This window comes from Isoptericola sp. NPDC056573 (genome assembly GCF_042793335.1).
Classification (GTDB): Bacteria; Actinomycetota; Actinomycetes; order Actinomycetales; family Cellulomonadaceae; genus Isoptericola.
The window spans coordinates 383347-409848 of record NZ_JBHTUY010000003.1; the positions used below are offsets into that span (position 1 = coordinate 383347).

The 26502-nt window shown below is 73.9% G+C and carries 26 protein-coding genes and 1 pseudogene; 11 read left to right on the forward strand and 16 right to left on the reverse strand.

The window, feature by feature from the left end; genetic code table 11:
* Positions 1–3: 3 nt before the first annotated feature.
* The 4 genes and pseudogenes from ACFQ8E_RS06910 to ACFQ8E_RS06925 all read right to left on the reverse strand — a co-directional run bounded on the left by ACFQ8E_RS06910 (position 4) and on the right by ACFQ8E_RS06925 (position 4327).
* A complete protein-coding gene (locus ACFQ8E_RS06910; RefSeq protein WP_430549948.1) occupies positions 4–519 on the reverse strand; it encodes a YbaK/EbsC family protein in 516 nt (171 codons plus the stop codon).
* A gap of 96 nt (positions 520–615) precedes the next feature.
* Positions 616–1617 (reverse strand): annotated as a pseudogene (locus ACFQ8E_RS06915) (AI-2E family transporter); the annotation flags it as partial.
* 74 nt (positions 1618–1691) lie between these two features.
* Complete coding sequence (gene corA / locus ACFQ8E_RS06920; RefSeq protein WP_430549830.1) at positions 1692–2879, reverse strand: magnesium/cobalt transporter CorA; 1188 nt, start codon at positions 2877–2879, stop codon at positions 1692–1694.
* A 404-nt stretch (positions 2880–3283) separates the two neighbouring features.
* The gene (locus tag ACFQ8E_RS06925; protein WP_430549831.1) at positions 3284–4327 is read right to left on the reverse strand and encodes an alcohol dehydrogenase catalytic domain-containing protein; all 1044 of its coding nucleotides are present in this window, start codon (positions 4325–4327) and stop codon (positions 3284–3286) included.
* Positions 4328–4456: 129 nt separating this feature from the next.
* Here ACFQ8E_RS06925 and ACFQ8E_RS06930 point away from each other — a divergent pair, with 129 nt between their 5' ends.
* Positions 4457–6775 carry a M28 family peptidase gene (locus ACFQ8E_RS06930; protein WP_430549832.1) on the forward strand — a complete coding sequence of 773 codons (2319 nt, stop codon included), beginning with the start codon at positions 4457–4459 and terminating at the stop codon, positions 6773–6775.
* A gap of 13 nt (positions 6776–6788) precedes the next feature.
* Here ACFQ8E_RS06930 and ACFQ8E_RS06935 read toward each other — a convergent pair whose 3' ends face one another.
* From ACFQ8E_RS06935 to ACFQ8E_RS06955, 5 genes are all read right to left on the reverse strand, one after another.
* On the reverse strand, positions 6789–7679 hold the full coding sequence (locus ACFQ8E_RS06935; RefSeq protein WP_430549833.1) for an STAS-like domain-containing protein: 891 nt from the start codon (positions 7677–7679) through the stop codon (positions 6789–6791).
* 443 nt (positions 7680–8122) lie between these two features.
* A complete protein-coding gene (locus ACFQ8E_RS06940; RefSeq protein WP_430549834.1) occupies positions 8123–8542 on the reverse strand; it encodes an MmcQ/YjbR family DNA-binding protein in 420 nt (139 codons plus the stop codon).
* A gap of 90 nt (positions 8543–8632) precedes the next feature.
* Positions 8633–9484 carry a hypothetical protein gene (locus ACFQ8E_RS06945; protein ID WP_430549835.1) on the reverse strand — a complete coding sequence of 284 codons (852 nt, stop codon included), beginning with the start codon at positions 9482–9484 and terminating at the stop codon, positions 8633–8635.
* A 9-nt stretch (positions 9485–9493) separates the two neighbouring features.
* Positions 9494–10009 carry a histidine phosphatase family protein gene (locus tag ACFQ8E_RS06950; protein WP_430549836.1) on the reverse strand — a complete coding sequence of 172 codons (516 nt, stop codon included), beginning with the start codon at positions 10007–10009 and terminating at the stop codon, positions 9494–9496.
* Between the two features lie 38 nt (positions 10010–10047).
* Positions 10048–11004, reverse strand: a complete 957-nt coding sequence (locus tag ACFQ8E_RS06955) for an NAD(P)/FAD-dependent oxidoreductase (RefSeq protein ID WP_430549837.1) — start codon at positions 11002–11004, stop codon at positions 10048–10050.
* Between the two features lie 56 nt (positions 11005–11060).
* Between ACFQ8E_RS06955 and ACFQ8E_RS06960 the strand changes: the two genes are divergently transcribed.
* The 3 genes from ACFQ8E_RS06960 (at position 11061) to ACFQ8E_RS06970 (ending at position 13771) form a co-directional block, all read left to right on the forward strand.
* Entirely contained in the window at positions 11061–11552 is a 492-nt protein-coding gene (locus ACFQ8E_RS06960) for a MerR family transcriptional regulator (protein ID WP_430549838.1), read from the forward strand.
* Positions 11549–12682, forward strand: a complete 1134-nt coding sequence (locus tag ACFQ8E_RS06965) for a P1 family peptidase (protein ID WP_430549839.1) — start codon at positions 11549–11551, stop codon at positions 12680–12682. The genes ACFQ8E_RS06960 and ACFQ8E_RS06965 overlap by 4 nt, the downstream gene beginning before the upstream one ends.
* A 93-nt stretch (positions 12683–12775) precedes the next feature.
* Positions 12776–13771, forward strand: a complete 996-nt coding sequence (locus tag ACFQ8E_RS06970; protein ID WP_430549840.1) for a ScyD/ScyE family protein — start codon at positions 12776–12778, stop codon at positions 13769–13771.
* A gap of 30 nt (positions 13772–13801) precedes the next feature.
* Here the strand turns inward: ACFQ8E_RS06970 and ACFQ8E_RS06975 are convergent, their stop codons facing one another.
* Positions 13802–14398, reverse strand: a complete 597-nt coding sequence (locus ACFQ8E_RS06975; RefSeq protein WP_430549841.1) for an HhH-GPD-type base excision DNA repair protein — start codon at positions 14396–14398, stop codon at positions 13802–13804.
* A 213-nt stretch (positions 14399–14611) separates the two neighbouring features.
* Between ACFQ8E_RS06975 and ACFQ8E_RS06980 the strand changes: the two genes are divergently transcribed.
* The 5 genes from ACFQ8E_RS06980 (at position 14612) to ACFQ8E_RS07000 (ending at position 20001) form a co-directional block, all read left to right on the forward strand.
* Positions 14612–15688, forward strand: coding sequence for a LacI family DNA-binding transcriptional regulator (locus ACFQ8E_RS06980; protein WP_430549842.1), 1077 nt, complete (start codon positions 14612–14614; stop codon positions 15686–15688).
* Positions 15689–15799: 111 nt separating this feature from the next.
* Positions 15800–17023, forward strand: a complete 1224-nt coding sequence (locus ACFQ8E_RS06985; RefSeq protein ID WP_430549843.1) for an extracellular solute-binding protein — start codon at positions 15800–15802, stop codon at positions 17021–17023.
* A 7-nt stretch (positions 17024–17030) separates the two neighbouring features.
* The gene (locus ACFQ8E_RS06990) at positions 17031–18155 is read left to right on the forward strand and encodes an ABC transporter ATP-binding protein (protein ID WP_430549844.1); all 1125 of its coding nucleotides are present in this window, start codon (positions 17031–17033) and stop codon (positions 18153–18155) included.
* A complete protein-coding gene (locus tag ACFQ8E_RS06995) occupies positions 18152–19078 on the forward strand; it encodes an ABC transporter permease (protein ID WP_430549845.1) in 927 nt (308 codons plus the stop codon). The genes ACFQ8E_RS06990 and ACFQ8E_RS06995 overlap by 4 nt, the downstream gene beginning before the upstream one ends.
* On the forward strand, positions 19075–20001 hold the full coding sequence (locus tag ACFQ8E_RS07000) for an ABC transporter permease (RefSeq protein WP_430549846.1): 927 nt from the start codon (positions 19075–19077) through the stop codon (positions 19999–20001). Before ACFQ8E_RS06995 ends, ACFQ8E_RS07000 begins: the two co-directional genes overlap by 4 nt.
* 18 nt (positions 20002–20019) lie before the next feature.
* Here ACFQ8E_RS07000 and ACFQ8E_RS07005 read toward each other — a convergent pair whose 3' ends face one another.
* The 3 genes from ACFQ8E_RS07005 to ACFQ8E_RS07015 all read right to left on the reverse strand — a co-directional run bounded on the left by ACFQ8E_RS07005 (position 20020) and on the right by ACFQ8E_RS07015 (position 22461).
* On the reverse strand, positions 20020–20877 hold the full coding sequence (locus ACFQ8E_RS07005; protein ID WP_430549847.1) for an ABC transporter permease subunit: 858 nt from the start codon (positions 20875–20877) through the stop codon (positions 20020–20022).
* Positions 20874–21839, reverse strand: a complete 966-nt coding sequence (locus tag ACFQ8E_RS07010) for an ABC transporter ATP-binding protein (protein ID WP_430549848.1) — start codon at positions 21837–21839, stop codon at positions 20874–20876. The genes ACFQ8E_RS07005 and ACFQ8E_RS07010 overlap by 4 nt, the downstream gene beginning before the upstream one ends.
* A 151-nt stretch (positions 21840–21990) precedes the next feature.
* Positions 21991–22461, reverse strand: coding sequence for a hypothetical protein (locus tag ACFQ8E_RS07015; protein ID WP_430549849.1), 471 nt, complete (start codon positions 22459–22461; stop codon positions 21991–21993).
* Positions 22462–22510: 49 nt separating this feature from the next.
* On the opposite strand from ACFQ8E_RS07015, the gene ACFQ8E_RS07020 reads away from it, so the two are divergent.
* Both ACFQ8E_RS07020 and ACFQ8E_RS07025 read left to right on the forward strand, forming a co-directional pair.
* The gene (locus ACFQ8E_RS07020) at positions 22511–22972 is read left to right on the forward strand and encodes an anthrone oxygenase family protein (RefSeq protein ID WP_430549850.1); all 462 of its coding nucleotides are present in this window, start codon (positions 22511–22513) and stop codon (positions 22970–22972) included.
* Between the two features lie 106 nt (positions 22973–23078).
* On the forward strand, positions 23079–23516 hold the full coding sequence (locus tag ACFQ8E_RS07025; RefSeq protein WP_430549851.1) for a CoA-binding protein: 438 nt from the start codon (positions 23079–23081) through the stop codon (positions 23514–23516).
* 9 nt (positions 23517–23525) lie between these two features.
* Here the strand turns inward: ACFQ8E_RS07025 and ACFQ8E_RS07030 are convergent, their stop codons facing one another.
* The 3 genes from ACFQ8E_RS07030 to ACFQ8E_RS07040 are packed head-to-tail and all read right to left on the reverse strand — an operon-like array spanning position 23526 to position 26490.
* On the reverse strand, positions 23526–24401 hold the full coding sequence (locus ACFQ8E_RS07030; protein ID WP_430549852.1) for a putative F420-0 ABC transporter ATP-binding protein: 876 nt from the start codon (positions 24399–24401) through the stop codon (positions 23526–23528).
* Positions 24398–25468, reverse strand: coding sequence for a putative F420-0 ABC transporter permease subunit (locus ACFQ8E_RS07035; RefSeq protein ID WP_430549853.1), 1071 nt, complete (start codon positions 25466–25468; stop codon positions 24398–24400). Before ACFQ8E_RS07035 ends, ACFQ8E_RS07030 begins: the two co-directional genes overlap by 4 nt.
* Positions 25465–26490 (reverse strand): putative F420-0 ABC transporter substrate-binding protein, encoded by a 1026-nt coding sequence (locus tag ACFQ8E_RS07040; protein WP_430549854.1) that lies wholly within the window; start codon positions 26488–26490, stop codon positions 25465–25467. The genes ACFQ8E_RS07035 and ACFQ8E_RS07040 overlap by 4 nt, the downstream gene beginning before the upstream one ends.
* Positions 26491–26502 lie beyond the last annotated feature (12 nt).

The following is a 26502-nucleotide window of genomic DNA, read 5'->3' on the forward strand; positions in this document are numbered from 1 at the left end:
GATTCACTCCGCGGGCGGCACGACCGGCGTCGGCGTGCCGCCCGTGATCCGCACCAGCTCGTCGTAGGACGTCGGGAACACGGTCCGCGCGTGCCCCGCCGCGGCCCACACGACGTCGTGGCCCCGGAGGTCGACGTCGACGAGCGTGCGCACGGGGGCGGGATGGCCCACGGGCGCGACGCCGCCGATCACCTGGCCGGTGGCGTCGCGCACGGTCTCCTTGCTCGCGCGCGCGAGCCGGCCGCCGAGGCGGGAGCCCAGGAACTCGGTGTCGACGCGGTGGGCGCCGCTCGTCAGGACGAGCAACGGCTCGTCGTCGAGCGTGAAGACCAGCGAGTTCGCGATCGCGCCGACGGGGACACCGAGGGCCTCGGCGGCCCGTGCGGCGGTGGTGGCGTGGTCGTCGAGCCAACGGATGTCGCCGTCCGCGCCGGCGCCGTCCAGCGCGTGCCGGACCCGGTCCACGGCGGGGTGCGAGGGGGCGGGTTCGGCGGGGACGTCGGCGACGGCGGCGGGCATCGGGGTGGCGGGGCGCTCGTCCTGGGGCGTGACATCGTCGCCCGAGAGCCACCGGAGCCACACGGTGCGCGGGTCGCCCTCGAGGACGAGCGCCCGCACCAGCAGGGTGAGCGGGATCGCGAGGATGGCGCCGAGCGGGCCGATGACGAAGGTCCAGAAGACCACGGACATGAAGCTCAGCGTGAGGCTGAGGCTGACGGCGTCGGAGACGAACTTGGGCTGCACCAGCACCTGGAGCACCACGTTCACGACGCAGTAGACGGCCGCGACGGCCAGGGCCAGGGGCCAGCCGCCGACGACGAACGCCATGACGAGCGGCGGGACCAGGCCGAGCACGAACCCGATGTTCGGGATGAAGTTGGTGACGAACGCGAGGATCGCCCACACGACCGGGGCGGGGACGCCGAGCAGCGCGAGCGCGAAGCCGTCGACGATCGCGACGATCGCACCGAAGGTCGCGTTGACCACGAAGTAGCGGCGCACCCCGGTGCTGAACCGCGTCGCGCGACCGATCTGCTCCGCGTGCGTGGCGCCGAAGACGCGGGACGCGGTCGCGTACCGGGCGGCGTCGGCCGCCATGAAGATCGCGTAGGCGAGCACGAAGAAGAAGGCCGTCGCGATCGACAGGACCATGCCGCTCACGCTGCCTGCGAGGGACAGCAGCCGGGAGGGCTCCAGGAACGACGTCGCGGCGTCGGTGACCTGCGTGTCCAGGCCGAGCTCGGCGAGCTGCGCGGCGATCTGGGACACCGACTGCTCGAGGTCGCGGAAGTACTCGGTGACCAGGTCGGCGAACTGGAAGCCGGCGAAGACGAGCATCGCGAGCAGGGCCGCGAGGATGAGGTACGCGACGACGATCACGGCCGTGGTCGCCGCCCAGCGCGGCCAGCCCCGGGCCTCGAGCGGGCGGCGCACGGGGTGGCAGATGATGACGATCACGGCGGCGAGGAACACCGGCGCCAGGACGTCCGAGGCCCAGTGCACCCCCGCGAGGACGAGGACGGCCGCACCGAGCGACAGGAGCGTGCGGGTGGCGGGGTTGAGACCGCCGGGGTCGGTGGTCGGGCTGCCGGGCGCGGTCGTCGCGGTCGAGGTCACCCCGCGACCCTAGCGACCGCGCCCGGCGACGGCGCGCGCGACCACGCGGCGGCAGCCGCCCGGCGTGGCCCCGCTCAGATCCAGCGCTTCCAGCGGAAGACGGCGAAGAGCGCCACGCTCACGCTGAGCATGGCCACCAGCGCGGCCGGGTAGCCCCAGGCCCAGTGCAGCTCCGGCATGTCGTCGAAGTTCATCCCGTACACGGTGCCGACCAGGGTCGGCGCGAACAGGATGGCCGCCCACCCGGAGATCTTCTTGACCTCCTCGCCCTGGCGGATGCTCACCTCCGTGAGGTGCGTCATCTCCTCGTTCTGCCGCTGAGCCACGAGGGTGGCGTTCACGGTGAGGATGTCGCGCAGGGCGGCGCGGAACGACTCGACGCGGTCCGCGACCTCGGTGAGGTGGTCGGCGACGTCGCGCAGGTACGCCTGCATCTCCTCGGTGACGCCGTACTTCTCCGCGCCCTTGGCGAGCGAGCCGCACACGCGCTGCAGGGGGCGCACCGCCCGCTGGAACTCGACCACCTCGCGGGAGAGCTCGTAGATGCGGCGCGACACCGCCGCGTCGCCGCCGAACACCTCGGACTCGATCTCGTCGATGTCGCCGTCGAGCCCGGCCACGACGGGTGCGTAGTCGTCGACGACGCGGTCCACGATCGCGTACAGCACCGACTCGGGGCCGCGGGCCAGCATGGCCGGGTGCGCCTCGAGGTGGGTGCGCACGGCCGCCAGGTCGGGGCACGCGCCGTGCCGGACCGTGACGACGAAGTCGGGGCCCACGAAGACGTGCAGCTCGGAGAACTCCACCTCCTCCGCGTGGTCGAGGTAGCGGGCCGCGTGCAGGACGACGAACAGCGTGTCGCCGTAGCGCTCGATCTTGGGCCGCTGGTGCGCGACGATCGCGTCCTCGACGGCCAGGGGGTGCAGGTCGAACTCCCGCGCCAGCTGGGCGAGCTCGGTCTCGTCGGGTCGTTCGAGCCCGATCCACGCCATGCCGCCGGGGTGGGCGCGCAGCTCGCGGAACGTGTCCGCGAGGCGCGTGAAGCTCGCGACCCGGCGGCCGTCGGCGTCGTACAGGGCGGACTCGACGATCGACGAGCGGCCGGGCACGTCGCGCCGCGTCGCCGACGCGTCGGTGCGGGCGCTGCCGAGGTGGCCGCCCGCGCCGGAGGCCGGGGTGGCGCGGCGGGGGCGCAGCGCGCCGAGCAGGGGACGGGTGCGGACCGTGCGGGAGCCGGTGGCGCGGGGGGAGGTGACGGACATGGCGGACTCCGAGGGCGTGCAGGGACGAGGGACGGTCGTCGGTCCCGCGACTGCGGCTGGGGGCGCCCCGGATCGTCGGGGCGCTCGGAGAACGGTGGCGCCGGTCAGGAGCGCGTGCGCCACGGCCGCCCGGCGTCGTGGCCGGGCGGGGAGCCGTCAGTCGCGGCTCGGACTACTGGGAGGCTCGCTACGGGTCATGTGGCGCGCACCTCCCTCGTCGTCGTCGCGGCGGTCGCCGCTGCTGCTCAGGCCGTCGGCCAGCATAGCCCCGACCGGGTGGCCGGGCCATGACCGGGAGGGTGCCGGCGGGGTGATCTCCGTGACGTCGACGTCGGTGCCCTGCCGCCCCGCCTCGCCCGCCCCGCCCGCCCCGCTCTGTCCGCCCCGCTCTGTCCGCCCCGGGTTCAGCGGCGCGGGTCGACGACGACCATCCCGGAGCGCGGGGTGCCGGGCAGGTCGGGGAGGAGCCGCGCCCCCTCGTCCAGGCCGACGACGCGGTCGACGAGGTCGGCGGGGCGCAGCGTGCCGTCGGCGACCCGCGCCAGCATCTCCGGGTAGTCGGCGGCGGCCATCCCGTGGCTGCCCAGCACGTCCAGCTCCCAGCCGATCACGCGGGACATCGGCACGCGGGGGTGGCCGTCGACCGGCGGCAGCAGGCCGACCTGCACGTGCCGCCCGCGGCGGCGCAGGCTGCCGATCGCGTCGGCGCAGGTGCGCTCGCTGCCGACCGCGTCGACGCTCACGTGGCAGCCGCCGGTGAGGTCCTGCACCACCGCGGCGACGTCGACGTCCTCGTCGGCGCGGACCGTGTGCGCGGCCCCGGCCCGGCGCGCGGCCTCGAGCGCGGCGTCGTGCCGGTCGACGGCCACCACCTGGGCGCCGAGCGCCGCGGCGACCATGACGGCGCTGAGGCCCACGCCGCCCGCGCCCACCACCACGACGCGCTCGTCCGGGAGCACCCGGGCCCGGCCCGCGACGGCACGGTAGGCCGTGGCGAAGCGGCACCCGAGGCTCGCGGCGGTGGCGTCGTCCACGGCGTCGGGCAGGCCGACGAGGTTGGTGTCGGCGGCGTGCAGCACCACGAGCTCCGCGAACGACCCGGCGTGCGTGAACCCGGGCTGCGTCTGGTCGGGGCAGACCTGCGCCTGCCCGGAGCGGCACCAGTCGCAGTGCCCGCAACCGCAGACGAACGGCGACGTCACGCGGTCGCCCACGCTCCAGCGCCGCACGCCGTCGCCCACCGCGGCGACCACCCCGGCGAGCTCGTGGCCGGGCACGTGGGGGAGGGAGGTGATGTCCGTGTCGTGCCCCGCCCAGGCGTGCCAGTCGCTCAGGCACAGGCCGCTCGCGTGGACACGCACCACGACGCCGCCGGGCGGCGCCGCGGGGTCGGGCACCTCGCGGACCGTGACGGGCCCGCCGAACCGGTCGAACGTCATCGCGCGCACGGGGCGATCCAACCATCGATCCGCAGGTGGGTCCGCCTGTCGGTCCGGCGATGGTCCAGGCGGCGGTCCACCTGAGACGGCGCGTATCACGATTGGGCCACACCGCGCGGGCGCCGCTAGCGTGCCCGGGTGACCCAGACCCGGTCGCGGGCGACGTCGCTCGCGTGCTCCCTTTTCCTGCTCGTCCTGACGGCGCTCGCCGTCTGGGCGGTGCTGCCGCCGTCCGCCCGGTCGGCGGACGGCGCCGCGGACGAGTTCAGCGCCGAGCGGGCGTTCGCGACGGTCGAGGCGGTCGGCGGCGAGGTGCACCCGCACGGCACAGCCGCCGCGGCCGCCGTCCGCGACGCGATCGTGGCCGACCTGGAGGGGCTCGGGCTCGACCCGGAGGTGACCGACGGTGTCGGCATGTCCGGCCGGCTGGGCGACCAGAGCCGCGTCGCGGCCACGAAGAACGTCGTCGCCACGATCCCGGGGACCGACCCGACCGGTCCGGTCTTCCTCGTCGCGCACTACGACTCCGCCGAGGTGTCGCACGGCGCCAACGACGACGGCGCCGGCGTCGCGACCCTGCTGGAGACCGCCCGCGCGCTCGGCGCCGGCGAACCGCTGCGCAACGACCTCGTGCTCGTGTTCACCGACGCGGAGGAGGCGTGCCTGTGCGGCGCGGAGGCGTTCGCGGACTCCGACCCGCGCGCGGCCGACGGGGGCGTCGTGGTCAACGTCGAGGCCCGCGGCTCGTCCGGCCCGGCGATCATGTTCGAGACGTCGGACGGCAACGCGGCCCTCGTCGACGCCTACTCCCACGTGCCGTACCCCGTGGGCAGCTCGATGGCGGTCGAGGTGTACCGCATCCTGCCGAACGACACCGACTTCTCGCCGTTCCTCGACGACCCGGAGGGCCGGTTCACCGGCCTCAACTCCGCGTACATCGACGGCTCGGCGACCTACCACGCGCCGCAGGACACCCCCGAGCGGATGTCGACGGCGAGCCTGCAGCACCACGGCGCCAACATGCTGGCGCTGGCGCGCGAGCTCGGGGACGCCGACGCGGCGGCGCTCGCCACGCCGTCGGCCGACGACGCCACCTACTTCCCGCTGCCGGGAGGGGTGCTCGCGCGCTACCCGGGCTGGCTGGTGTGGCCGCTCGCCGTCGCCGCCGTGGTCGCGGTCGGTGCCCTGGCCGTCGCCCTCGCCCGCCGGCGCGAGGTGCGGGGCGAGCGGACCACGGCCGGCACCCTCGCCCTGGGCTTCGCGTCCGCGCTGCTCCCGCTCGCCGGTGCCGTCGCCGGGTCGGTCGCGCTGTGGTGGGTCATGGGCCTGGTGCGGCCCGGCTATGGCGAGATGCTCGACCCGTGGCGCCCCTGGGGCTTCCGCGTCGCCCTGCTCGGCATCGTGGCGACCGTGTGGACCGCCTGGTTCCTCGGGCTGCGCCGGTCGCTCGGCGGGGCCGCGCTCGCGTTCGGGGCGCTCGGCTGGCTCGCCGTCCTCGGCGTCGTCCTCGCCGCCGTCACCCCCGGCGGCTCGTACCTCGCCGCGCTGCCGGCGCTCGCGGGCGCCGTCGCCGGGCTGCTGACCCTGCGGGTGGCGCGCGGCGTCGTCGGCCGGCGGGTGGCCGTGACCCTGGGCGCGGCCGTGGGGGTCGTGGTCCTCGTACCGATCGTGCTGCTGTTCTTCCCGGCGCTGGGTCTCGCGACGGGCGCCGCGCCCGCGGTCGTCGCCGCGCTGCTCGGGCTGGCGCTCACGCCCGTCCTCGCCGCGCTGTGGCCCCGCGGCCGACGACGTGCGCTCGGCCTGGTGGGCGCGTGCGCCGCGGTGGGCGTCGTCGCGCTCGTCGTCGGCTTCGTCGCCGACCCGTTCGACGCCGAGCACCCCGAGCCCACCCGCCTCGCGTACGCGCTGGACGCCGACACCGGCTCGGCGCACTGGGTCTCCGACGAGGGCACCCCGAGCAGGTGGACCGCGCAGTTCGTGGACACCGAGACCGACCTGTCCGAGCCGTTCCCGATGTTCGCGGGCGAGGTGCACGCCGGCGACGCCGAGGCGGCCGACCTGCCCGCCCCCGTCGTCGACGTGCTGGACGCCGAGCCGGCGGGCGACGCCCGCGTCCTCACCCTGCGCGTGACCCCCGGTGCGGGGGCGCCGATCGGCACCGCGGGAGCCCTGCGGTACGTGCAGCTGAACGCCTCGAGCGTGGAGAGCGCGAAGGTCGCCGGCCGGACGGTGCCGGTCGAGGGCGGCGCCCTCGACACCCGCTTCTACGCCCCCGGCGACGACGGCTTCGAGGTGCGGCTCGTCGTGCCCGCCGGGCAGCCGCTGGACCTGCGGGTGGTCGCCGCCGGCGGCGGGCTGGAGGATCTGCCCGGGTTCCGCCCGCGGCCCGCCGACGTCGGCGTGGCCGGGTCGCACACGTCCGAGCTGGTGCTGGTCGGGACGTCCGTCTCCCTCTGACAGCGCAGTATCGTCATTGTGGCTCAAAGGAGCCATTAGCCTCCGCCTGAAGTCGGAGCGCTATTGCTCGGTCAATTAGCCTGCGATTCGTCATCGATGCTCCGTCAACGAAGATTCTCCTACGGAACTCTAATTCACCCATCTGCTCCGCAAGTTTCGCCATGACCTCGTCCGCGAAGCTAGAGGAGATAACGCCAACGCCTCGAAAGTCGAGTACTACATGCCGTGCACCTGCACGTAGGTAGTTCTCAAGCCGAGTGCGAATCTCGGTGCCAAGCTTCCTCGACCCAAGGGCCGCCTCGATCTCGCTAACGGAAACGCGGTGGGCCCCCTCTTCGTCCTCTATGTTCTCGATAAAGTCGTTAACGGGGGAGTGGCCGCCGCCGAGCGCTTCCTCAATGCGAACTTTCTTTGCGCAGTCGAGGCGCCAGTCGACTAGTGTCGCTTGATGGTTGATTGCATCGGGAATCGGCGTGGTCGGGTCGGCATTCCAAGAGATTCCCCCCTCGTCCAACTGCCAACTTCCTCGCCCGGAGCGCACCGAGAGTGATCCGCCGTTAACCTCGACAGCCCGACGAAGCCCAAAGAGTCCGTTTCCTTGATTGATCCGAATTTTGCTTGTAACCCCCTGCTGGAGGGCCTTGTTGATGGCGGAACCTGCGTCTGCGATAGTCGGGAGGTCAAAGTGGCCAGAAGTAAAGAGAGACTTCTGAATTCCGATGCCAGTGTCGGCCACGCCGATCACGCATCTCCGGGCCCGGACGTGGAGTTGCATCATCACAAACCCGCTGGCTGCCTGGCTATGCTGGAAGACGTTGTCCATAACTTCGTACAGGCACCAGTTCAGAGTGTCGATGACGCCTTCCTCGCATGCGACGTGATCCGAGAGGAACTCGGTGAACATGCTGGCAAGTCGCTGAGCTGCCTCCTCGTTGTCGTATCGCCAGACGGAATTTGTGATGGTGTGCCCGGCGCTCCGGTCGAACGTACCCAGCGTCTGCGGTGCCGCAATATGTGCCAAATTATGGCCATTAGGTAGTGCGACCCTGACTGACCTGGGTGAGATCGAATTGAAGAGCGCAATGGACGCGGCCAAAGGGACTGTGCCGTTTGGGTAGATCTGTTCAGCCTCGCGGAGATCGACCAAAACGGTGCTGTCGCCCCGGCTTTTCCAAGCGCGAATCAGCCGATTTGTCGCCGCCGTATCGTTGAGGCGTTGAATGTTGACAATTGGTCGGCTGCTCATGGGCCCTCAGGTGAACTCGACGTATCGTTGATTTCGAATCTCGCTTCGAGAATATACTGATCTGGCGCTGCCCGGGCTAGGCGAGGCAGGGGTGAATAGTCTTAATCGCGCGATGAGGTCGGGACGGTACCTCCGTCGGCGTTGCTAACGCCAGATTGTGCGGGCCGGTCGACGGCGTCGGCCAGCGCGCGCGGCGCCTGGAGGCAGTAGGAGTCGGTGAGCAGCTCGGCCATCTCGCCCCAGTCGGTGGCGTCGTCGAGGACGACGCCGACGACGTTGGCGCCCCAGCCGGCGCGGAAGTAAGGGTGGCCGAGGTGCTCGAACGCCCGGACCTCCTGCGGCTCGGCGCGGAACGTCACGCGGAAGTGCTGGTCCTCGCCACCGAAGACGTGCGCCACCGTGGCCCTGCGCACCCGCCAGCGGACGCCGGTCCAGGCGTCCTCCTCGGCGCACTCCGGGAACTCGAGCAGCCCGCGCAGGCGCGCGACGAGGGCGGGCGGGACGGCGGGGCGGTCGGGCATGCCCCGAATCTCGCACGGCCCACCGACAGCGCCAGGTCGAGCCGTGCGAGGACCAGAGACCGCTTCCGACGGGCGGAAGCGCCCCGGGGGTCAGCCCAGCCGGGCCGTGAGCACGAGCTCCTCGCCGACGTCGAGGCGCACGTCCGCGAGCCGGACCCCGGGCGGCAGCGCGGCCGCGAGGTCGATGCGGCGGTTCGCCGCGGCCTCGACGCGGCCCCGGACGGCGCCGAGCATCGCGGCGACGAGCGGGTTGCCGCTGGAGATGCGCACGTCGCCGACGGTCAGCACCATCGCCGCGTCGACCGAGGCCGACGCCGTGGCGGAGACGCCCGCGGAGAGGAACCCCTTGCGGATCTTCGCCTCGATGCGCAGGCCTGCCGCGCGCGGGCCGTGGGAGTCGAGCTGCACGTCCAGGTCGCTCAGCGTGATGCCCTGGGACTGCAGCGAGACGGCGAGCAGGCCGTGCACGGTCGCGACCAGGCCGGCGCGGGAGACCGCGACGCGGGCGTGACCGGTCACCGGGTGCGTGTCGTCGGGCTCGACCGGCTCGAACCCGACCTGGCCGTCGGCGCCCTCGACCCACGTGAACCGCAGCCCCTCGGCCTCGGCGGTGACGTCCACGGGCAGGTCGACGGCGGTGAGCGGGTGGGCGTCGACGCGCAGGCGGCGCACCGTGCCGTCCTCGCGCGCGGTGATCGTGCCGGGCTGCCACCCGACGCCCGGGGCCTTCTGCTGCGCGCCGCCGAACGCCACGCCGGTGAGGTCCGCCTCGAGCGTCGCGACGTCCGCGCCCTCCAGGGTGGCGGTGACGCGCGCCCGGTCGAGGCCGGCGACGCCGGCGCCGGCCGCCCGCGTCGCGAGGGCGCGGAGCCGGTCGGCGAGGTCGTCTCCCGTGGTGGGTCGCGGGGCAGGGCCGAGCGGCAGGGGGTGCGCTGAGGTCATGCGGCGAGCCTAGTGGGCGGCCGCGAGGTGGGACGTCGCGCCGAGCTCCACGAGCGTCCGGTTGCCCCACCCGTCGTCGTGGGTGAGGTGGGTGATCGCGCCCGGTGACGTGGCGAAGGCGGCGAAGCCCGCCGCCTCGACGGGGACGTGCAGCCACGCCGTCACGACGAACGTGTGCGCGAAACCGTGCGTCACCACCACGTGGTCGTGGTCCGTGTCCGGCATCAGCCCGGCGACGCACGCGTGGACCCGGTCGGCCACCTCGCGTCGCGTCTCCGCGCCGGGCACGGGGCCGCGGTGGTCGAGCCTGTCGTCGTCGGGCGCGTGGACCCGCCGCGCGGCGAGCCATGCGTTCGGTCGGCCCTCGGCGGTGCCGAAGCTGATCTCCCGCAGTCGCCGGTCGCGCGCGACCGCGACCCCGAGCGCCGCGCCGACGACGTCCGCGGTCTCCGCCGCACGGGCGAGGTCGGCGGCGGTGTGCTCGGCCTGCGGATGGGCGACGACGAACAGGTGGTGGCGGATCATGCCGCCATCCTGCCCGTCGTCCCGAGCGTGCGAGACGGTCAGCGCGGGGCGGCCAGCAGGTCGGCGTCGATCGACGCCGCGGCGAGCTGTCCGGCCGCCATCGCCGCGGTCACGGAGCTCACGGGCATGGGGAAGTCGGCGGTGTGGGCGAGGTCGCCGGCCGCGAGGACCCCGGGCATGCTGGTGCGGGCCATGGCGTCGACGGCCACGCAGCCGGACTCGCGCAGCTCGAGCCCGAGGCGGGCGGCGAACGGCGCCGCCTGGTGCAGCGTCGGGGCGACCATGATCCCGCCGAGCTCCTCCGCCGCGGCGCCGTCCAGCACGGCCCGTGCGCCCGGGTGCCCGCCGGGCAGCGTCAGCGGCTCCAGGCGGAGCACCTTCTCCGGCCGGACGGCGACGCCGCGGGCGTCGAGCGCCGCGCGGACCTGCGGGTCGACGTCGCCGCCGTCGGCCAGGACGACGACGCGGGTCGCGATCCGCTCGACCAGGCCGGCGACGCGCGGGGCGTGCGGCCCGGCGCCGAGGATCGCGACCGGGGTGCCGGAGAACTCGTGACCGTGGCAGTACGGGCAGTGTGCGGCGACGGTGCCGAACAGCCGCTCCAGCCCGGGCGTCGGGGGCAGCTCGTCGCGCACGCCGGTGGCGAGCAGCAGGCGGCGGGCGGCGACGTCGCCGTCGTCGGTGCGCACGACGAACCCGTCGGCCGGCGACGCGGGGTCGAGCGGGGCGACGTCGTGGGCGGTGGCGCGGCGCAGTTCGACCGTGTCGTACGCGGCCAGCGTGCGGTGCGCGGCGCCGCGGAACTCCGCCGGCGCCACGCCGTCGAAGCCGAGCACGTTGTGCATCGCGTCGGTGGGGTCGTTGCGGTAGGTGCCGGAGTCGAGCACAACGACGTCGCGGTGGGTGCGGCCGAGCATCAGAGCGGCCGCGAGGCCGGCCGGTCCGCCGCCGATGATCACGGCGTCGTGCAGGTCGTGGCGGGTGGTGTCGCTCATGGCGTCTCCTTCGGGTCGGGTTGCGTGCTGACCCCAGGCTGTGACTTCATGTCGACATGAAGTCAAGCGGGATGGCGTCGAGCGGTGCGGCCCAGCAGACGTGGAGCGTGGGGGAGCTGGCCGAGCGCTTCGGCCTGGAGACGCACGTGCTGCGCTACTGGGAGGACGTCGGTCTGCTGGACCCGGTCCGCGACGGCGCGGGGCGGCGGCGCTACGGGCCCGACGACGTCGTGCGGGTGGCGACGATCCTCAGCTCCAAGGTCGCGGGCATGAGCCTCGAGCAGATCCAGGTGCTGCTCGACGCCGGGTCCACGGGGCGCGGCGCCCGTGACCGCCACGAGGTGCTCACCGCGCACCTGGCCGAGCTCGACCGGCGCCAGGAGGAGATCGACCGCTCCCGGCACATGACGGAGCACGCCCTGTCGTGCCGGGCGCACGACATCGCCACGTGCCCGCGGTTCCGCGAGCACGTGCAGGACCTGGTCGACGGCTCCCGCACCTGGCGCGACGTCCACCCGGCTCGGCTCGTCCCCACGGGGCGGGCATGAGCGGCGCGCGGCCGGGGCCCCGCGAGCTCGGCGTCGTCGTCGGCGGTCTGCCCACGGGCCCGGCGAACGCGATCACCGACGTCCCGGGGGTGCGCGTCGGGCACACCACCCTGCACGAGGGCGAGCACCTGCACACGGGCGTCACCGCCGTCGTCCCCGACGCGCTCGGCGCCGGGCCCGGGCAGCGGCGAGCGCTGCCGTGCGGGCTGTTCGTGGGCAACGGGTACGGCAAGCTCGTGGGCGCGACGCAGCTCGAGCAGCTCGGCGCGATCGAGACGCCGATCCTCCTCACCGCGACGCTCTCCGCGTTCCGCGCCGCCGACGCGCTCGTCACCCACGTGCTCGCCTGGCCCGGCTACGAGGACGTGCGCACCCTCAACCCGGTGGTGGGGGAGACGAACGACGGGTACCTCTCGGACATCCGCGCCCGGCCGATCACCGAGGCGCACGTGCTCGCCGCGCTCGACGGCGCGACGTCCGGCCCGGTGGAGCAGGGCTGCGTCGGTGCGGGGGCGGGGACCGCCACGCTCGGGTACAAGGGCGGGATCGGGACGTCGTCGCGCCGGGTCGACGTCGCGGGCCGGCCGCGCACGGTGGGCGTGCTGGTGCAGTCCAACTTCTCCGGCACCCTCACCGTGCAGGGCGTGCCGCTGCCCGCGGCAGATCTGCTCGGCACGGAGTCGATCTTTTCGGCAGTTCCCCGTGCCGAAGAGATCGACGCGGTGCCGAAGAGATCCGGTCCGGCGGAGGGCAACTCGTGCATGATCGTCGTGGCCACCGACGCCCCGCTCGACGCCAGGCGGCTCGAACGGGTCGCCCGCCGTGCGGTGTTCGCCATGGGCCGGGTGGGCTCCGACTTCGCGCACGGCAGCGGTGACTACGGCCTCGCGTTCACGACGGCGGACCCCGCCGAGCCGCTCGTGCCCGACGACGCGCTGGACCCGCTGTTCGCGGCCGCGACGGACGCCGTCGAGGAGGCGCTGCTCGCGTCGGTCTTCACCGCCACGACGACCGTCGGGCACCGCGGGACCCGGCACGCGCTGCCCCACGACCGCGCGCTCGGACGGCTGCGCGCCGCCGGGTGGTCGCCGGGGCGAACGGCCCGTGACGGCGAGGGGCATCGGGCGTAGCGTCGATCACGGCGAGGGGAGCGCCACGTCCCGACCCGGCCACCGCGCCGAGCCTCACCGTCCGTGCAACGACGCACCTCGGGAGGGGTCCCCATGCGCACCCCACGCATCATCGCCGTCCTGCTGTCCACCATGCTCGCCGCGACCACGGTCGCGACCGCTGCCGCGACTCCGTCGCACCACGGCCACGACCACGGCCACCATCACGCCGACCCGTCGCTCTTGACCACCGGGCTGTCCGGCGGTGCCGGCTCCACCGTCGGTCCCGACGGGGCCCTCTACGTCACCGAACCGGTGTCCGGGGAGGTCTCCCGGATCGACCGCCGCACCGGCGCCGCCTCGACCTTCGTCTCGGGGCTGCCCGTGCAGCAGCCGGGGACGCCCGGCGGCGCCCTCGACGTCGCGTTCCGCGGCCGCACCGCGTACGTCCTCGTGTCGCTCGCGGACCCGCAGGTCTCCGGTCTGTACCGGGTCGGCCGGGACGGCGTCGCGCGTCCCGTCGCCGACATCGGCGCCTGGTCGATCGCCCACCCGCCGACGACCGACTTCTTCGTGCCCTCCGGCCTGCAGTACGCCATGGAGCCGTACCGCAGGGGGTTCCTCGTCACCGACGGCCACCACAACCGGGTGCTGTACGTGACGCCCGACGGCTCGATCACGCAGGTCCGCGCGTTCGGCAACGTCGTGCCGACGGGCCTGGAGACCATCGGCCGGACCGTCCTGGTCGCCCAGGCGGGTCCGGTGCCCCACCTGCCGCGCGACGGCCGGGTCGTCGCCTTCACCCCCTGGAGGCACGGCGTCCACGAGGTCGCCTCCGGCGGCCGCCTGCTCGTCGACGTCGAGCGCGGACGGGGCGGGCTGTATGCGCTCGCACAGGGCCACTTCACCCCGGGCAACCCCGAGGGGTCGCCCGCCGACCCGGACACCGGCCAGGTGATGAAGGCCGGGCGGCACGGCGTCCTGCGAGCCGTGGCGACCGGCCTCGACCGGCCGACGTCGTTCGAGATCGTCGGGCGCACGGCCTACGTCGTCACCCTCGACGGCGAGGTGTGGAAGGTGCCGCTCCCGCACGGGCACCACGGCCGCTGAACCGGCGTCCCGCGGCGGCCGAGCGGGGCCTCAGCCCTGCTTGGCCGCCTTCGCCGCCGCCTTCTGCGCCTTCTTGAAGGTCCGCACCTCGGCGAGGGACTCCGCGCTGGTCACGTCGGCGATCGAGCGGCGCGCGCCGTCGTCGCCGTAGTGCCCGGCGGCCTCCTGCCAGCCCACGGGCCGGACGTCGCGCTGCTTGCCGAGCATGGCGAGGAAGATCTTGGCCTTCTGCTCGCCGAAGCCCGGTAGCGCGCGCAGGCGGGCCAGCACCTCCGCGCCGGTGGCCGGCCCCTCGGCCCCGGGCGTCGTCCAGAGCTTCGCGACGTCGCCGTCGTAGTCGTCCACGATCACCCGCGCCAGCGCCTGCACGCGGCCCGCCATGGACCGGCCGTACCGGTGGATGGCCGGGGGAGTGGTGGCGAGGGTGACGAACTCGTCCGGGTCGGCGTCCGCCACCGCGTGCGGGTCGATGCTGCCCAGCCGGTCGCGGATCTTGCGCGGCCCCGCGAACGCGTGCTCCATCGGGTACTGCTGGTCGAGGAGCATGCCCACGAGCAGCGCGAACATGTCGTCGCTCAGCAGTGCGTCCGTCTCGGGGTCGCCGGTGATCCAGAGCTGTGCCGTCATGGGGCCATTGTGCCGCGCCCCCGTCCGCCGTGGCCCCTCGACGGTCGCCCGTGGGCGGGATCGATTGCGCACCGACGCGCTGCGCTCGGCGCTGCGCGCAGGCCCACGTCGACCCCAAGGAGGACGACCAGGGGGTTGACCCGCCTGCAATCGTTTGCCACTGTTGCGGCACGGCGGGTGCGACGGCGCACCGGTCCGACCTGAAGGGGTGTCATGGCGAGCGCGCGTGACGTGGCCGAGTCGGCGGGGGTCTCCGTGTCGACCGTCTCCCGTGCCCTGGCATCGACGGGCCGGGTCTCTCCTGCCACGCGCGACCGGGTCGTCGCCGCGGCAGCCCGACTGGGGTACCAGCCCGACCCGACGGCCCGCGGGCTGCGGATGGGACGGACCCACGCCATCGGGCTGCTGGTCCCCGACCTGGAGAACCCCTACTTCGCCTCGGTGACGAAGGGCGTCCAGGCGCGCGCGAGGGCGCTCGGCTACGCCGTCTTCATCGTCGACTCGGAGGAGGACGCGACCTCGGAGACCGCGCTCGTCCGCGAGCTCGCGCGCCGGGTCGACGGCGTGCTCCTCGCGTCGCCCCGCTCGAGCGACCACGACGTGCTCGGCCTCGCGGGCGACGTCCCGACGGTGCTCGTGAGCCGGGAGGTCGGTGCCCTGCCGTCGGTCGCCGTCGACGACCGTGACGGCGTCTCGCAGGCGCTGCGCCACCTCTACGTCCTCGGCCACCGCCGGGTCGCGGTGGCGGCGGGCCCGGTCAGCTCCTGGTCGAGCGAACGCCGCTCGGACGGTCTGCGGCGCGCCGCCGAGAGCCTGGACGGTCTGTCGCTCGTCGAGCTCGGCGCCTTCAGCCCCTACTTCTCGGGGGGCTTCGCCGCGGCGGACCACGTGCTCGCGCAGGACGTGACGGCCGTCGTCGCCTTCAACGACCTCATGGCGCTCGGGATGCTCGGCCGCTTCCGGGAACGCGGGGTGAAGGTGCCGGACGACGTGTCGGTGGTCGGGTTCGACGACGTCGCGGTCGCCACGCTCGTGTCCCCCGCGCTGACCACCATCCGCGTTCCCCGCACGAGACTGGGCCGCCGCGCGGTGGACCTGCTGGTCGGGGAGCTCGGCTCCGAGGACCCCCCGGCCCGGGTCGACGCCGGGGCGCGTCCCGGTCCGGCCGTGGACCGCCTGCCCGTCGAGCTCGTGGTCCGTGGCTCCACGGGCGCCGTCCACGAGGTCGTGGACCGCCGGACGGGCGCCCCCACGAGGACGTCCGCCGGCCCCCCTGTACCCCTCGAGTAGCACCACCCCCTCGCCGACGTCGACGAGGGCTCCTGACGTCCCCGGGCCAACGTCGCCCCGAATCAGAAGGAAGCAGGTCTCATGCGTACCTCCGTCATGCGGTCATCCAGCGTGTCCCGTACTGCCGCACTCCTCTGCCTCGCCGGTCTCGGCGTCGTCACCGTGGCGGGCTGCGCCCCACCGGCGGCCGAGGGCGACGGCAGCGGTCCCGCCGTGACCGACGCGGCCGACGTCCCCGACGCCCCGTCGGAGCCCGTCGAGCTGCACATCCTCGACGTCGCGGGGAACCAGAAGCTCACCGAGCCGATGGTCGACGCGTTCGTCGAGGCGAACCCCGACGTCGTCTCGTCCGTCACCTGGGAGACCGGCGGCGCGCCGGACGTCACGGGCATCGTGAAGCCCCAGGTGGACTCCGGGAACCTCTCGGTGGACCTCGTGCTGACCGGCAACGACGGCCTGTCCGCCGGCATCGCGCAGGACCTGTGGGTGCCCGTCGTCGACGACTTCGGCGACCGCCTGTCGAACCAGGAGAACTACCTCGAGCCGGCGGCGGCCATGCAGGACCTCGCCGAGGGGTACGGCGTCGTCGTCACGTACTACCCGTCCGGGCCGCTGCTCCAGTACGACCCGGAGGTCGTGACGGACGTGCCGTCGACACCCCAGGAGCTGCTCGACTGGGCGAAGGCCAACCCGGGCAAGTTCGGGTACGCGCGACCCGCGAACTCCGGCCCCGGCCGCACGTTCCTCATGGGCCTGCCGTACATCCTGGGCGACAAGGACCCGAAGGACCCGGAGAACGGCTGGGACAAGACGTGGGCCTACCTCAAGGAGCTGGGCCAGTACGTCGACAACTACCCGACCGGCACCGGGCAGGTCGTCACCAACGTCGGTGACGGCACCTGGAGCATGATCCCCACGACGACGGGCTGGGAGATCGAGCCGCGCACCGACGGTCGGCTGCCGAACACGCTAGAGGCGGCCCCGTTCGACGACTTCACCTGGGTGACCGACGCGCACTACGCCGCGATCCCGAAGGGGCAGTCGGCGGACAAGATCTCGGCGATCCTCCTGCTGCTGCAGGACGTCCTCACGCCCGAGCAGAACGCCAAGGCCTACGACCACGGCTACTTCTACCCCGGCCCCGCGGTCGAGGGCGCCACGCTCGACAAGGCCCCGCAGGAGTCGCAGGAGACCATCGAGAAGTACGGCCGCGACTGGTACGACGACCTCATCGAGTCGGCCCCGTCGACGACGCCGCTCGCCCCGGACGCGATGGTCAAGGCCTTCGACATCTGGGACCGCGAGGTCGGCGCCGGCAAGTACACGGAGGAGTGAGGTCTCCATGGCGATCACGGCCGGCACGTTCGAGTCGTTGGAGCTGCGCGACGTCGGCCGCAGCTTCGGCGGCCACCAGGCCCTGGCGGGCCTCGACCTGACGGTCCGGGCGGGCGAGTTCATCGCCCTGCTCGGCCCGTCGGGCTGCGGCAAGTCGACGGCGCTCAACTGCCTCGCGGGCCTGCTCCCGCTGACCCACGGACAGATCCTGCTCGACGGGCGACGGGTGGACACGGTGCCCAGCGAGAAGCGCGGCTTCGGGATGGTGTTCCAGAGCTACGCGCTCTTCCCGCACCTCACCGTGGAGAAGAACGTCGCGTTCGGGCTGCAGATGCGGGGCCTGCCGCGCGCGGACGTCACGCGGCGGGTCGCCGAGGCCATCGCGCTGGTGAAGCTGGAGCAGCACGCCAAGAAGCTGCCGGGCCAGCTCTCCGGCGGGCAGCAGCAGCGCGTCGCGATCGCGCGCGCGGTGGTGCTGGAGCCGTCGCTGGTGCTCATGGACGAGCCGCTGTCGAACCTCGACGCGAAGCTGCGGCTCGACATGCGCACGGAGATCCGGCGGCTGCACCAGGAGCTGGGGCTCACGACGATCTACGTGACGCACGACCAGGAGGAGGCGCTGTCCCTGGCCGACCGCCTCGTCGTGCTGCGCGAGGGCAGGGTGCAGCAGATCGGTGCGCCGGACGACCTCTACGACCACCCGCGCAACTGGCACGTCGCGGACTTCATGGGCTACCGCAACATCCTCGCCGGGACCCTGGGCGGCGGGGGCACCGTCCGCGTCGGCGGGCTGACGCTGCACGGACGCACGGTGGGCGACGTCGCGGCGGGGGACGAGGTCCGGGTGGCGGTGCGGCCGGACGACCTCACGGTGCTGGCCGACGGCCACGCGCCGCGCGACGGCAACGTCGTCGAGGGCGTGGTCGCCGTCGTCGAGTACCACGGTCGGGAGTTCGCCGTGGTGGTGCAGACGGCGGACGGCGCCACGCTGCACGTGCGCACACCGACGGCGCCCGCGGTGGGCGACGCCGTGCGCCTCACCGCGGCCTCCGACCGGGTGCTCGTCTTCCCGGCGGAGCTCTCGGCGGCGCCGGCGGCCGCCGACCGGGCGGAGGCGGTGACGGTGGCATGACCGCCGTCGCCGACCACCCCGCGCGCAGCACCGCGAGCCTGCGGCACCGGCTCGCAGAGCGCGGCATCGACTCGTCGCTGTGGCTCATGGTGCCCGCGCTGGTCTTCGCGCTCGCGCTGTTCGTGTACCCGTTCTCGTACGGGATCGGGCTCACCTTCCAGCCGAGCGCCGCCACCCAGGAGCAGTGGGGCGGCGGGATCCTGGCGAACTACGTGGCGTTCTTCCGCGACCCGTTCGTCTTCGACTCGATCTGGATCACGATGCGCCTCGCCCTGCCGGCGGCGCTGTTCAACGTGCTCGCGTCGATCCCCGTGGCGATGGTGCTGCGCCGCAAGTTCCGCTTCAAGCGGTTCATGACGTCGGTGCTGGTGCTGCCGATCACGCTCGGCACGGTGCTCACGGCGCAGGGGCTGCTCATCTTCGCCGGGCGCCAGGGGTGGCTCAACCGGTTCCTGCTGGCGACGGGTCTCGTCGACGAGCCGGTGCAGCTCGTGAACAACTACACCGGCGTGATGTTCTCGCTGATCATCACCGGGTTCCCGTTCGCGTTCCTGCTGGTGTCGAGCTACCTGTCGGGCATCGACTCGTCGCTCGACTCGGCGGCGCGCACGCTCGGCGCAGGCTGGTGGCAGCGGTTCCGGCGGATCACCCTGCCGCTGCTCGCGCCCGGGCTGGCTACCACGTTCATCCTCACGTTCGTGCTGGCGTTCTCGGTGTTCCCGTCCGCCCGCCTCGTCGGTGACGCGATGGGCTCCACGCGCGTGATGTCGCTCATGGCGTTCCGCGCCTTCGGCGAGCAGAACGACTACGCGATGGCCTCGACCATCGCGCTCATGATGGGCGTCGTCGAGCTGATCGTCATCGCGGTCGTGCTCGCCTGGCGGTCGTTGCTCTACAAGGGATCGACGGGAGGCAAGGGATGAGCACGCTCGAGAGCCCGACGACGACGTCGGGCGCGCCGCAGGACGCTCCGGCCCGCGCGCGGGGCGCGGCGGGCAGGCCCCCGGGCGAGCGGTCGTTGGCGGCGTCGCCGTCGACGTGGTTCGTCTGGGCGGGCATGGCCGCGTTCCTGGTGTTCCTGCTCGGCATCATCACGGCCGTGGTCGCGGACTCGTTCGGGCGGTCGTGGTTCGACACGTGGCTGCCGGCCGAGTGGACCACCGAGTGGTACGCGAGCTCGTGGGACCGGTTCGACCTCACGCACGTGGTGGGCGTGACGGTCGGGGTGGCGCTCGCCGTCGTCGTGCTGTCCGTGCTGATCGGCGTGCCGGCGGCGTACCTGCTGGCACGGCGGAGCTTCCCCGGCAAGCGTCTGGTGAACCTGCTCTTCCTGCTGCCGATCCTCATGCCGCCGATCACGTTCGGCATCCCGCTCGCCACCGTGATGTACGCGTTCGGACTGGGCCGGTCGGTGATCGCGGTGATCCTCGTCAACCTGGTGCCCTCGGTGCCGTTCGTGATCCTGACCATGACGCCGTTCATCGAGCAGATCAACCCGGCGATCGAGTCCGCGGCGCGCATGTGCGGCGCCGGGATGCGGCAGGTGTTCACGCGCATCCTGGCCCCGCTGCTCGTGCCCGGCATCCTCGCGGCGTCGATCCTCGTGCTCGTGCGCACCGTCGGCATGTTCGAGCTGACGTTCCTCGTGTCCGGGCCGCAGTCCGACACCCTCGTCGTGGCGATCTACCGCGCCATGACGTCGGCGGGCGGCGGCGAGGCCCGCCAGCTCGTCTCCGCCATGGCCGTCATGTACACGGCGACGATGCTCGTCATGCTCGTCGCCGCCCTGAGGTTCGTGAACCCGACCCAGCTGGTCGCCCAGGTGAAGGAGGCGCGCGACGACTGAGCCCGGCCGCGAGCGCGGTCACGCGTCGCGACGCCGGACGGCGACGGCGGCCGCGGCGAGCACCGCCGTCGCGTAGGCCGCCAGCACCGCGAACCCGGCACCGGGGGAGAGGAGCCCGTCCGGGGTGGGCCCGGTGGCGACGAGGCGCTCGCCGGCCACGGTCGGGAGGTAGGCGTAGACGTCCTGCGCCCAGGCGGCCGAGCCGGCGAGCACCTGGAACAGCAGCGGCAGCACCATCAGCAGGCCCAGGGTGGTGGCGATCCCGGCCGCGGTGCTCCGCCAGAGGGCGCCGATGCCCAGCGACAGCGCGGCGACGGTCACCAGGTACGCGACCGTGCCGCCCAGGGCGCGGAGATGCTCGCTGTCGGAGAGGTCCAGCGCGAGTCCGTCGGCGGACAGCGAGGACGCCGTCGCGAGCCAGGCCGCGGCCAGGCCGACGACGGCCAGCAGCGCCGTCGTCGCCGCGACGACCAGGAGCTTGGCCCACAGGACGGGCAGCCGCCGGGGCACGGCGGCGTACGTCGCGCGGATCATGCCGGTCGAGTGCTCGCCGGTGATGGCCAGGACGGCGAGCACCGCCACGGTGAGCTGCGCGAACCCGTACCCGAACGTGACCGCGACCGCACCGCTCGGGGACGCCAGCCGGGGGTCGGCGCTCATGGTCTCCTGGATGCCGGGCGAGCTCGCGGCCGACCCGAGCGTCGCGGCCATGAGCGCCGCGAGCCCCGCCATGAGCAGCACCGTCAGCGCCACGCCCCACCAGGTGGAGCGCAGCGACCAGAGCTTGAGCCGCTCCGAGCGCAGCACGCGCGCGAAGGTCACGTGGGCGTCGGCGGCCGGCGCGCGGCCCGCGACGAGGGTGGTGGTGGCGCTCATGACGGGTCTCCCGTGCTCGTCGTGCCGGCGGCCGCCAGCTGGTCGGAGGTGTCGTCGGTGCGGTACTCGACGGCGTCCGCCGTGAGCTCCAGGTAGGCGTCCTCGAGGGTCGAGGCGACCGGGGTCAGCTCGTGCAGCGCGACGCCGGCGGTGAGGGCGATCTCGCCGATCGCCGCGGCGTCCAGGCCCGTGACCTCCAGCGAGCCCTCGTGGGCGACGTCGGGCACGACGACGGCGGCGCCCGCGCGCTCCAGCGCGGTGCGCAGGGTCGACGGGCCGGGGGTGCGGACGGTGACCGCGCGCCGCGACGCGGCCTCGACGACGTCGCTGACCGGAGCGTCGGCGAGGATGCGGCCGCGCCCGATGACGATGACGTGGTCGGCGGTGAGCGCCATCTCGCTCATGAGGTGGCTGGACAGGAAGACGGTGCGGCCGTCGGCCGCGAGGCTCCGCGCGAGGCGGCGCACCCACAGCACGCCCTCGGGGTCGAGGCCGTTGACGGGCTCGTCGAGGATGAGCGTGCGCGGGTCGCCCAGCAGCGCCGACGCGATGCCGAGCCGCTGGCCCATGCCGAGCGAGAACCCGCCGACCCGCTTGCGGGCCACGGAGGCCAGGCCGGTCATGTCGATGACCTCGTCGACCCGCCGGTCGGGGATGCCGTGCGTGGCGGCCAGCGCGCGCAGGTGCGACCGCGCCGTCCGGCCGGGGTGCACGGCACGGGCCTCGAGCAGTGCGCCCACCTCGGTGAGCGGGGACCGGTGCCGCGTGTACGCGCGGCCGTTGACGGTGACCGAGCCCGCGGAGGGCCGGTCGAGCCCCATGATCATGCGCATGGTGGTGGACTTGCCCGCCCCGTTGGGGCCGAGGAAGCCGGTGACGACGCCGGGCCGCACCGCGAAGGTGACGCGGTCGACGGCGGTCGTGCTCCCGTAGTGCTTGGACAGACCCTGTGCCTCGATCATGCCGTCGAACGTACGGAAGATGACCGGCGTCACAGAACCGGGAGGTCCCTGAAACCGGCCCTGGTGCCGCGCCCGGCGCCCAGGGGGTTCACCTAGGCCGCTGCCCTCGCCCGGTCCGCCAGCGCCCCGCGCCGCCGACGCCGTCGGGTCCTCAGCCCTGCCCTGGCTCGTCGACCGGCCAGCGGTGCAGCCGCCCGACGAGGAACGACTCGATGCCGATCAGCCCCGACGCCGCGCCGACGAACCCGCCGAGCAGCCCGCGGGCGTCGTCGGCGTCCACGACGCGGAGCTGGTCCGCGCGGTAGTCGACCCCCTTGCGGGTGAGCCGGTACGAGCCCGCGGCGCGCACGTTGCGGCACCAGTCCACGTCCGGGCCCCAGGGCAGCGGTGTCAGCACGAGGATGTCGCGGTACTCCCCGATCTCGACCGGGTCGCCGGGCCGAGCGACCCGCGTGTCGATCGGCGCCCGGGCGGCGAACGCCACCACGGGGGTGCGGTACTCGCGGCCGCTCTTGCGGCCCGTGTGGTGCAGCGTGACCCACGGCGGCACGCGCGAGCTCACCTTGAGGGCGTACGGGTTGAAGCGCTTGGTGGCCTTGGAGACGGCCGGAGGCACGGGCATGCGGTCCATCCTGCTGCGGCCGGGGCCGTCCCGCTGGTTGGATGGGCCCATGGACCTCTGGGGCGTGCTCCTCGTGCTGACCGTGCTGACCACCGGTCTGGCGGGCGGGGTGTTCGCGGCGTTCTCGACCTTCGTCATGCCGGGGCTGCGCAGGCTCGACCCCGCGGCGGCGGCCGCCGCGATCGCGGCGATCAACGAGGATGCCGTCCGGCCACCGTTCATGACCCTGTTCGGCGCGGCCGTGGTCGTGCCCGCGGGCTCGGCGGTGGTCGGCCTCGTCGGCGGGTATGACGGCGCGTGGCTGGTCGTGGCGAGCGCCGTGCTGGTGGTCGTGGGCATGCTCGGGGTGACGGCGGTGGGCAACGTGCCGCTGAACAACCACGTCATGGCGCACCGGGACGCCGCCGGGTGGGCCGCGTTCGACCGGCCCTGGAGCCGGCTCAACCACGTGCGGACCGTCGCCTGCGCCGCGTCGTGCGCGCTCGCGGGCGTGGCGCTGGCGGTCGCATGACGGCTCGGACGAGGGCTCGGACGGAACGGACGACGAGGGGGCACGCATGAGGATCAGGGACCCGCGCGACTGGAACAGGCCGATCGAGGTGCCGGTTGCACGAGGCATGAGCAGCTCAGAGGTCAGCGAGACCACCACCGACGTCGACGCGACCATCGACCGCGTCCTCGACGAGACCACCACCTGGGCCGTCGTCGGGCTGTCCACGAACACGGAGCGCGCCGCGTACGGCGTCGCGGGGGTGCTGCAGCGCGCGGGCAAGCGGATCGTGCCCGTGCACCCGCGCGCCGAGACCGTGCACGGCGAGCAGGGCTACGCGAGCCTGGCGGACATCCCGTTCCCGGTCGACGTCGTGGACGTCTTCGTCCGCTCCGAGCTGGCCGGGGCCGTCGCCGACGAGGCGATCGCGATCGGCGCCAAGGCGGTGTGGTTCCAGCTCGACGTCGTCGACGAGGCCGCCGCGGCCCGCGTCCGCGCCGCCGGACTCGACATGGTGATGGACCGCTGCCCGGCCATCGAGCTGGGGCGGCGTCCGCGGGCCTGATGCAGCGGATCAGTCGGCCGGCTCGAACGTCAGCACCGGGCGACCGGTGCGCGGGTGGGTGAGCACCTCGGTGCGCACGCCGTAGACGGGGTCGAGGACGTCGGGCACGAGGACGTCGCGCACGTCGCCGGCGACGACGACGCGGCCTCCGGACAGCAGCACCACGTGGTCGCAGTGCTGGGCGGCGAGCTGGAGGTCGTGCAGGGCGGCGAGCACGGTGACGCCCCGGTCGGCGAGGTCGCGCAGGATGCGCAGCGCGTCGAGCTGGGCGGCGATGTCGAGGTGGTTGGTCGGCTCGTCCAGCAGGACGAGCGCGGGCTCCTGCGCCAGGGCGCGCGCCATGTGCACGCGCTGGCGCTCGCCGCCGGAGAGGGTCGTGACCTCGCGGTCGGCAAGGTGCGCCGCCCCGACGTCGTCGAGGGCGCGCCGGGCGGCGGCGCGGTCGTCCGCGGAGTCGCCGGCCAGCAGGGAGCGGTGGGGGATGCGGCCGAGCAGGACGGCGTCGAGCACCGTCACCGGCAGGTCGGTGGACGCCTCCTGCTCGACGAACGCGAGCGTCCGTGCGCGACGACGCCGCGGCAGGGCGAGGAGGTCGGCGCCACCGAAGACGACGCGTGCGCCGCCCGAGGGCCCGTCGTCCGTCGGCGCCTGCACTCCGGCGAGCACGCGCAGCAGCGTGGACTTGCCCGAGCCGTTCGGGCCGAGCAGCCCGGTCACCGCGCCCGCGGGTGCGGTGACGTCCACGCCGTCGAGGATCAGGCGGCCGCTCGTCGACCACGAGACCCGGGCGGCGTCCAGGCCGTCGGCGGCCGGAGCCGCGGCGTCCCGGGCGGGGGCGCCGGTGCGGGTCTCGGTGCGAGCCTGGGAGCGGGTCTCGGTGGTCATGCGATCCTCCGGCCGCGCCACAGCAGCAGGGCGAACACGGGCGCGCCGATCGCGGCGGTCACGATGCCCACGGGCACCTCGCGGGGGGCGAAGACCGTGCGGGCGAGCGTGTCGGCCCAGACGAGGAACGACGCCCCGCACAGCGCGGACAGCGGCAGGAGCAGCCGGTGCCGCGCACCGGTGAGCAGCCGTACGGCGTGCGGCAGGATCAGGCCGACGAACCCGATCGACCCGCTCTGGGACACCAGGGCGCCCGTGAGCAGCGCGACGCCCACCAGCAGCAGCCACCGCACCCGCGCGACGGGCACGCCGAGCGTGGCGGCCGCGGTGTCGCCGAAGGTGAACGCGTCGAGGATCGAGCCGGTCGAGGCGAGCAGGGTGCCCAGCACCAGCACGGCCACGCCGGTGATCGCGACCGAGGTCCAGGTCGCGCCCGCGACCGACCCCATGAGCCACGACAGGATCTCGCGGTACGAGTCGCCGGTGGCGGACCAGAAGATGACGAAGCTCGTCGCGGCCGCGGCGAGCTGACTCACCGCCAGCCCGGCCAGCACGGTGCGGGTCGGCGTGATCGTGCCGATCGCGCCGGCCAGCCCGAGGGCGGCGGCGAGCGCCGCGACCGCGCCGCCGAACGCGGCGACCGGCAGCAGCACCGTCAGCCCGGCGACCAGCACGAGCACCGCTCCCAGCGACGCCCCGGACGACAGCCCCAGCAGGTAGGGGTCCGCGAGCGGGTTGCGCGTGAGGGACTGCATGACGACGCCGCACACCGCGAGACCCGCCCCCACCGCCGCGGCGGTGAGCACACGGGGCAGCCGCAGCTCCCAGACCATGCCGTCCGGCAGCGCGTCGAGCGGCTCGAGGCTCAGCGCGCCGCCGAGGCCGACGTGCGTCGCGATCGAACGCCACACGTCCGCGACGGACAGGTCCGCCGGGCCGACCGTCACGGTCACGAGGACGGTCGCGACGAGCACGACCACCGACGCGGGCAGCCACCAGGCCGCGCCCCGCCGCGCCGTCGACGACGTCGACGGCGGGGTGCGGACCGGCTCGGCGACGGTGGTCACAGGTCGAGGCCCGCCAGCTGGTCGGCGAGGTCGACGACGGCGTCGACGTTGCGCACGCCGGCCTCGGACGCGGGGAACGGCACGATGAGGTAGCGCCCCTCGCGCACGGCCGTCATCCGGGCGGTGGCGGGGTTCGACTCGAGCCGCTCGATCTTCTGCTCCGCGCTGTTCCACGTCGCGTCGACGAGCACGACGACGTCCGGGTCCGCCTCGATCGCCTGCTCCCAGGAGAACGACGTCCAGGTGTCGTCCACGTCGCCCGCGACGTTCTCCAGGCCGACGGCGTCCATGATCATCTGCGGCGCGCCGATGCCCGCCCCGACGTAGGGGATGTCGTCGCCCGAGGAGTACCAGAGCGCGGTGAGGCCTCGGTCGTCGGGGGCGACGGACGCGAGCGCGTCCTGCTGCGTCGCGACGAGGTCGTCGGCGGCGTCGGAGGCGTCGAAGACCTCGCCCACCTCGTCGATCTCGGCGAAGACGTCGTCGAAGGTCAGCGGGTCCGGCATGTACTCCGGCGCCTTGCAGGCGGCGGGGGAGACGTAGGTCGCCACGCCGAGCTTCGCCAGCGTGGCACGGTCGCCCGCGCCGTCGGCGGTGAGGTTGGACTCCCAGCCGGCGTAGACGAGGTCGGGCTCCAGGCCGAGCACGGCCTCCGCGCCGGGCACCTGCTCCGCCATCGGCTCGGCGACGGCGGGCACGTCGGCGGCGGCGTCGGCCAGCGAGTCCGGCACGGGGCCGTCGAGGAACGCCGACCCGACGATGCGGTCGCCGAGCCCGAGGGCGAGCAGCATCTCCGTGGTGCTCGACTTGATCGTCACCACGCGCTGCGGTGCGCCGTCGACCGTCGTCTCGACACCGCAGTTGTCGAGCGTCAGCGGGTAGGTGGTCCCCCCGGCGGACCCGTCCGTCGGGGCGGCCGAGGGCGCGGCGTCGGCAGGGTCCTGGCCGCAGCCGGTGAGGGCGGCGAGGGACAGGGCGAGCAGGGCAACGCCGGGCACGGCGGTACGGGGGAGTCGGGGCACGCGGAAGCTCCA

Bases quoted from the DNA above. Each gene is read 5' to 3' on its own strand.
- ACFQ8E_RS06910 (WP_430549948.1), bottom strand. From the start codon at position 519: ATGCCCGCCGCCGTCGCCGACGTCCCCGCCGAACCCGCCCCCTCGCAC.
- corA (WP_430549830.1), bottom strand. From the start codon at position 2,879: ATGTCCGTCACCTCCCCCCGCGCCACCGGCTCCCGCACGGTCCGCACC.
- ACFQ8E_RS06935 (WP_430549833.1), bottom strand. From the start codon at position 7,679: ATGTTCACCGAGTTCCTCTCGGATCACGTCGCATGCGAGGAAGGCGTC.
- ACFQ8E_RS06940 (WP_430549834.1), bottom strand. From the start codon at position 8,542: ATGCCCGACCGCCCCGCCGTCCCGCCCGCCCTCGTCGCGCGCCTGCGC.
- ACFQ8E_RS06945 (WP_430549835.1), bottom strand. From the start codon at position 9,484: ATGACCTCAGCGCACCCCCTGCCGCTCGGCCCTGCCCCGCGACCCACC.
- ACFQ8E_RS06950 (WP_430549836.1), bottom strand. From the start codon at position 10,009: ATGATCCGCCACCACCTGTTCGTCGTCGCCCATCCGCAGGCCGAGCAC.
- ACFQ8E_RS06955 (WP_430549837.1), bottom strand. From the start codon at position 11,004: ATGAGCGACACCACCCGCCACGACCTGCACGACGCCGTGATCATCGGC.
- ACFQ8E_RS06960 (WP_430549838.1), top strand. From the start codon at position 11,061: ATGAAGTCAAGCGGGATGGCGTCGAGCGGTGCGGCCCAGCAGACGTGG.
- ACFQ8E_RS06965 (WP_430549839.1), top strand. From the start codon at position 11,549: ATGAGCGGCGCGCGGCCGGGGCCCCGCGAGCTCGGCGTCGTCGTCGGC.
- ACFQ8E_RS06970 (WP_430549840.1), top strand. From the start codon at position 12,776: ATGCGCACCCCACGCATCATCGCCGTCCTGCTGTCCACCATGCTCGCC.
- ACFQ8E_RS06975 (WP_430549841.1), bottom strand. From the start codon at position 14,398: ATGACGGCACAGCTCTGGATCACCGGCGACCCCGAGACGGACGCACTG.
- ACFQ8E_RS06980 (WP_430549842.1), top strand. From the start codon at position 14,612: ATGGCGAGCGCGCGTGACGTGGCCGAGTCGGCGGGGGTCTCCGTGTCG.
- ACFQ8E_RS06990 (WP_430549844.1), top strand. From the start codon at position 17,031: ATGGCGATCACGGCCGGCACGTTCGAGTCGTTGGAGCTGCGCGACGTC.
- ACFQ8E_RS06995 (WP_430549845.1), top strand. From the start codon at position 18,152: ATGACCGCCGTCGCCGACCACCCCGCGCGCAGCACCGCGAGCCTGCGG.
- ACFQ8E_RS07000 (WP_430549846.1), top strand. From the start codon at position 19,075: ATGAGCACGCTCGAGAGCCCGACGACGACGTCGGGCGCGCCGCAGGAC.
- ACFQ8E_RS07005 (WP_430549847.1), bottom strand. From the start codon at position 20,877: ATGAGCGCCACCACCACCCTCGTCGCGGGCCGCGCGCCGGCCGCCGAC.
- ACFQ8E_RS07010 (WP_430549848.1), bottom strand. From the start codon at position 21,839: ATGATCGAGGCACAGGGTCTGTCCAAGCACTACGGGAGCACGACCGCC.
- ACFQ8E_RS07015 (WP_430549849.1), bottom strand. From the start codon at position 22,461: ATGCCCGTGCCTCCGGCCGTCTCCAAGGCCACCAAGCGCTTCAACCCG.
- ACFQ8E_RS07020 (WP_430549850.1), top strand. From the start codon at position 22,511: ATGGACCTCTGGGGCGTGCTCCTCGTGCTGACCGTGCTGACCACCGGT.
- ACFQ8E_RS07025 (WP_430549851.1), top strand. From the start codon at position 23,079: ATGAGCAGCTCAGAGGTCAGCGAGACCACCACCGACGTCGACGCGACC.
- ACFQ8E_RS07030 (WP_430549852.1), bottom strand. From the start codon at position 24,401: ATGACCACCGAGACCCGCTCCCAGGCTCGCACCGAGACCCGCACCGGC.